General features: G+C 46.0%; 5 protein-coding genes and 2 pseudogenes. 4 read left to right on the plus strand and 3 right to left on the minus strand.

What is annotated here, in order from left to right:
• From Q0338_RS09490 to Q0338_RS09505, 4 genes and pseudogenes are all read left to right on the plus strand, one after another.
• Positions 1 to 203: pseudogene (locus Q0338_RS09490) on the plus strand (ABC transporter permease); the annotation flags it as partial.
• Positions 200 to 874: an ABC transporter ATP-binding protein gene (locus Q0338_RS09495; protein WP_004321767.1), complete on the plus strand. Its 675-nt coding sequence runs from the start codon at positions 200 to 202 to the stop codon at positions 872 to 874. The pseudogene Q0338_RS09490 and the gene Q0338_RS09495, both read left to right, overlap by 4 nt.
• Positions 871 to 1,824, plus strand: coding sequence for a hypothetical protein (locus Q0338_RS09500; RefSeq protein WP_298086535.1), 954 nt, complete (start codon positions 871 to 873; stop codon positions 1,822 to 1,824). Before Q0338_RS09495 ends, Q0338_RS09500 begins: the two co-directional genes overlap by 4 nt.
• Positions 1,821 to 2,330, plus strand: coding sequence for a hypothetical protein (locus Q0338_RS09505; protein ID WP_297940489.1), 510 nt, complete (start codon positions 1,821 to 1,823; stop codon positions 2,328 to 2,330). The genes Q0338_RS09500 and Q0338_RS09505 overlap by 4 nt, the downstream gene beginning before the upstream one ends.
• Positions 2,331 to 2,750: 420 nt before the next feature.
• Here Q0338_RS09505 and Q0338_RS09510 read toward each other — a convergent pair whose 3' ends face one another.
• The 3 genes and pseudogenes from Q0338_RS09510 to Q0338_RS09520 form a co-directional block, all read right to left on the minus strand.
• The gene (locus tag Q0338_RS09510; protein ID WP_298086536.1) at positions 2,751 to 3,524 is read right to left on the minus strand and encodes a pseudouridine synthase; all 774 of its coding nucleotides are present in this window, start codon (positions 3,522 to 3,524) and stop codon (positions 2,751 to 2,753) included.
• Position 3,525: 1 nt separating this feature from the next.
• A complete protein-coding gene (locus Q0338_RS09515) occupies positions 3,526 to 4,485 on the minus strand; it encodes a KpsF/GutQ family sugar-phosphate isomerase (protein WP_298086537.1) in 960 nt (319 codons plus the stop codon).
• A gap of 9 nt (positions 4,486 to 4,494) precedes the next feature.
• A pseudogene (locus Q0338_RS09520) lies at positions 4,495 to 4,948 on the minus strand (ribonuclease J); the annotation flags it as partial.

Raw genomic sequence — 4,948 nt, forward strand, 5'->3', positions numbered from 1 at the left:
TCTACGTGTTTTTATTCGGCGCGCCGTTTTTACGCGATATATTTTTAGGCAGCGAGGTGGCGAATTTTACGGATTTTACGCCGATCATCGACTTTAACATGCTGTTTTTGATCTTTGTTTTTAGCGTGATTCCGTTTTTGGCATTCGTCATCATCCCGTCGTGGCGCATAGCCGTTAGCGACATGAGCGAGGCGGTAAAATGAACGCGATAGAAGTAAAAAATCTCTGTAAAATTTACAATCAAAACAAACCAAACGAATTTCACGCGCTGAAAAATATAAATTTGACGGTAAAAAGCGGCGATCTAGTCATCCTAAAAGGCGTCAGCGGTAGCGGCAAAAGTACGCTGCTAGGCATACTAGGCGCACTTAGCAAGCCAAGTAGCGGCGAAGCGCTAATCAACGGTCGCAACGTCTCAAAACTACCAGACATCATGAGCTCAAATTTTAGACATAGCGAGGTCGGGTTTATATTTCAGTCATTTAACCTGATCGAGGGCCTTAGCGTCTATCAAAACGTTCTAGCGCCGCTAAGCCTAACAAGTCTTAAAAAAGCCGAGCTAAATTCGCAAATCGATCGCGCGCTAAATCTCGCCAACATCGCGCACAAAAAAGATCAAATCATCTCAAAGCTAAGCGGCGGCGAGAAGCAGAGATGTGCGATAGCAAGGGCGCTAGCGATGGATCCTAGCGTCATACTAGCCGACGAGCCGACGGCAAATTTGGACAAGCAAAACTCGCTCATCTTTATCGAAATGCTGAAAAAATTTAAAGAGCTAAAAAAGACCGTCGTAGTCGCCACGCACGATATTTTATTTGACGATCTGGACTTCGTGGACGGCTACGTGAGGATGCAAGACGGAGAGATGCTGTGAGCGTATTTTTATCCGACGAGGTCATCGCGTTTTTGCTGATCGAGCTTATCATCATCGTGCTAATGGGCATTTCGCAGTATTTCGTCGTGCGCATCATGCGCCTGTGGGACTTTAACTCGACGTCAAATTTACAATACGACCTCGAAAAACGCAACTACCTCGTAAATACGATTTTGTTTTTCGCCGTAGTTTGCAAGATCGTTTTGTTCGTATTTTTCGCGCTATCTCTAAACGAGCTAGCAGACGTGGTGCCGGGCGCCATGTGCTCTGCCGGCGTCATCGGCTCAAATCAATTTGGCGGCATTTTGTTACTACTAAAACTACTACTCATCTTTGGCTTTGGGCTGTGGCTCATCATAAATTCGCTTGATTTAAAGGCGACGAATTTTCCGTATTTAAAGCGAAAATACGTCATTTTTACCATACTTTTTATCGCCGTTTTGATCGAATTTGCCGCCGAGATTCTATTTTTTAGCAACGTGCCTTTAAAAGTGCCCGTCTTTTGCTGCTCGGTCGTGTTTCAGGCGCCAAAGCTACCGTTTGGCTACACGAAGTTAAATTTGGTCATATTTTACTACGCCATTTTTGCGGTCATTTTGACGCTAAATTTACTCAAACAGACGATGGCGAGCTTTGTTTGCAACCTGCTGTTTTTATTTATCGCATACTACGCGATTACCTATTTTTTCGGGCTTTACGTCTACGAGCAACCAAATCACAAATGCCCGTACTGCATGCTAAAGGGCGAGTATTTTTACGTCGGCTACCTCATCTGGGGCTCGCTGTTTTTGGGCATTTTCTACGGTATCGCGGCGTTTTTGGTCGAGCTAATCGTGAAAAAACCTTACGAGCATTTGCTCAAAATTTCCTCTTTTTGGCTGATCGTAAATGCTCTTGTTTGCAGCTTTTTCGTCGCTAAATACTACCTTTTGCGAGGAGTTTTATTATGATAAAGCAAATTTTCGCCGCCGTGCTACTCATCGGCGTGGTGGCGCTGCTCGCGTTTTCCGTGGATACTAGCGAGGGCAAGATCGTCGTTCGCCACGGCAACGTAGAAAAAAAGCCGCTAGAAATCGAGCTAAACAAATACCTCTGCTTTGAAAGCAAGGTGCTCATCAGCGACCTAAACAACACGGCTCAGGCGGTGATGCCAAACGGCGATACGTACTTTTTCTACGACATCTCAAACTCGTTTACGTGGCTCATGCGGCAAAAAAATAAAGACGACGTCGTGCTGTGGGTCTATTCGCAAGACACCAGCCGCTACATCCTGGCTAAAAACGCCTGGTACTCGCGCGTGGACATCACTCCGATGGGATACGGCATCGGCGCGTACGAATACCACGTTTACGGCATTAACGATAACTATTTCGAGGACGTCATGCTCTATGCCGCCCGTGGCGAAACGCTGATAAATCCGCTCATTTTTATCTTGCTTTCGGAGAATAAAATTTAGCCTTTGAAGCCCGCTTGGCCATTTTATTCTCCAAGAAGCAAATTGCCTCTCCAAAGTAAAAATGGTTAAATTTGAGCGTTATTTGCCGCTTGCGGTTTTAACTATGTTAAGGGGGCAGTTGCTACGCGCCGCAAATACTTAACAATCAATCTATTGTATGAAATTTGACGAATATTTTACCGCTACAAGAAAGATGGCCGGTTATGGCGAAGATTACAATTTTATATTTGCTAGCTAAATTTTGCACGTATCGCCAATTTTTATAAATAATTTTAAAGCGTTTCAGATGTTTCCATATATCGCTAACGTTATTTTTCAAGAAACGATGTTCATGAACAAGTGATTTTATGGTACCACAGAATATAACACGGCTAATTTTAGCTGTGTTATATAACTAGCAGCAAACCGCCTTACAAAAGGTTAGTACCTAACGTTATTTACCTTTAGAAAATCTCTGAGCGCTTCGTATTCACCGTTTTCAAAGTATCGCCATTTACCAGGCTTTAGCATGCCAAGATCGACGCGGCCGAAACTAACGCGTTTTAGATCCATCACCTCAAGGTCAAAATATCCGAAAAATCGGCGTAGTTCGCGGTTTTGTCCCTCGTTTATCACGACTTTTAGTTTCGTAAAACCGCCGCTCGAGCCAAAAATTTTATAGTCCAAAAAGGGCTTAAATTCCATTGATTTTATCGCGGTTTTAGCATGCGCGCCCTTAGTAGCGTCCGCAGCGAAAAAGCCCTCGTTCATCGCCGTTATCACCTCGGGCGTTATCTCGCCTTTTACCTTTAGATAGTATTCGCGCTCTACGTCGCTGTTCATTAGCGCAGTTGCGATCGCCGGAGCGTCCGTTAGTAAAAGTAGTCCCTCGCTAGCGTAGTCAAGTCGCCCGATACTAACAAATTTAGCAAACTGTCGGTCCAAACTATCATAGATCGTTTTGCGTCCGCGGTCGTCTTTTTTACTAACGAGTTCGCCTTTTTGTTTGTGATAAACGATCACGGTAAATTCTTTTTTTAGCCTTACTATGCGGCCGTTTATCTTTACTTTATCCTCATCGCTAACGCTAGTGGCTAGCTCGCTAACGACGCGGCCGTTTACGCTAACTTTGCCCTGTTTTATGAGCTCGTCGGCCTCTCTACGCGAATAACTCGTGTTATGCGATATAAATTTGTTTAGTCTGCTTTTTTGCATTTTATAGTCCTAAATTTGCAAGGTCGTGTATGTGTAAAACACCGACCGGAACGCCGTTTTCTACGACGGCTAGTAGCTGGATCTTGTACCGCTCGATGAGCGCTAACGCATCTATCGCTAACATCTCTTTATCATTTAGCTCTTTTGGCTTTAGCGTCGCGTATTTGATCGCAGCGTCGTTTAGATCAAAGTCCTCTCTCATCAGCGCGCGCCTAAGGTCTCCGTCGCTTAAAATAGCGTCCAAAACTCCGTCTTTATCCACGATGAGAACGGTGCCGAGTTTGCCGTGCGTCATAGTATCGATCGCCTGCTTTAGGCTCGCATTCCAGCGAACTATCGGCAAATTTTCGCTTCTCATCACGTCTTTTACCTTTAAAAATAGCCTCTTGCCGAGGCTTCCGCCTGGATGAAAATTTGCAAAATCCTCTTTTTTAAATCCGCGCTTTTTCATCAAACAAACGGCTAACGCATCGCCTAAGGCTAACGTTAGCGTCGTCGAGCTGGTCGGCGCAGCGTCCAGCGGGCAGGCCTCCTTACTAACGTCAAGCTTCACAAAGGCGTCGCTAAATTTGCCCAGCGTGCTAAATTTATCCCTCGCCATCGCAACTATCGGCACGCCAAAACGCTGCACGTGAGGCAGGATTTTGGTTAGCTCCTCGCTCTCGCCGCTAAAGCTGATAGCTAGTAGCGTATCGTCCTTGCCGATCATACCCAGATCGCCGTGCATCGCCTCGGTCGGATGCATGAAAAAGCTAGGCGTGCCCGTGCTAGCAAGCGTCGCAGCGATCTTGGCACCGACGTGTCCGCTCTTGCCGACGCCAGTAACCACGGCTTTGCCTTTGGTTTGGTATAAAATCTCGACCGCTTTTTCAAATTCGCCGCCTAAAATCTCGGCATTTCTCGTTAGCTCGTTAGCTTCCGTTTTTAGCACGTTAGCGGCTATTTTGATTGTATCGCTCATTTTGCGCCCTTACATCAGGTATATGATCGGCACGATGGTCGGGTACTTTTTGACTTTTCTAAATATATGCTTGCGGATGACTTGGCGCACCTGGCCTTCGAGCATCCTGCCGTCTTTTAAAAGCTCCTCTTTGACGTTGCTTAGATACTGCTCCAGCACGCCCTCCATCTCTTTTCTAAACTCGCCGTCTTGCTTATCGCCCACTAGCCCGTAGCTGATGACGCGAGGCTTGTTTATGAGCTTAGCGCCGTGGCGAGAAATTTGCGCGATGATCATCACGACGCCCGCTTCGGCCAAATTTTGCCTATCGATCACGACGTCGTCTGAAATTTGCTTGTTGATTTGGTTATCGATAAAGACCTTGCCCGTTTTTACCGTCTTGGCGCGCTTCATGTATTTTTGGCAAATTTCCATCTGATCGCCGTCGCTCATCAGATAGATGTTTCGCTCGTCCACGCCGCAG

The sequence above is a fragment of the uncultured Campylobacter sp. genome, from assembly GCF_938018145.1.
In the GTDB taxonomy this organism is placed as follows: domain Bacteria; phylum Campylobacterota; class Campylobacteria; order Campylobacterales; family Campylobacteraceae; genus Campylobacter_A.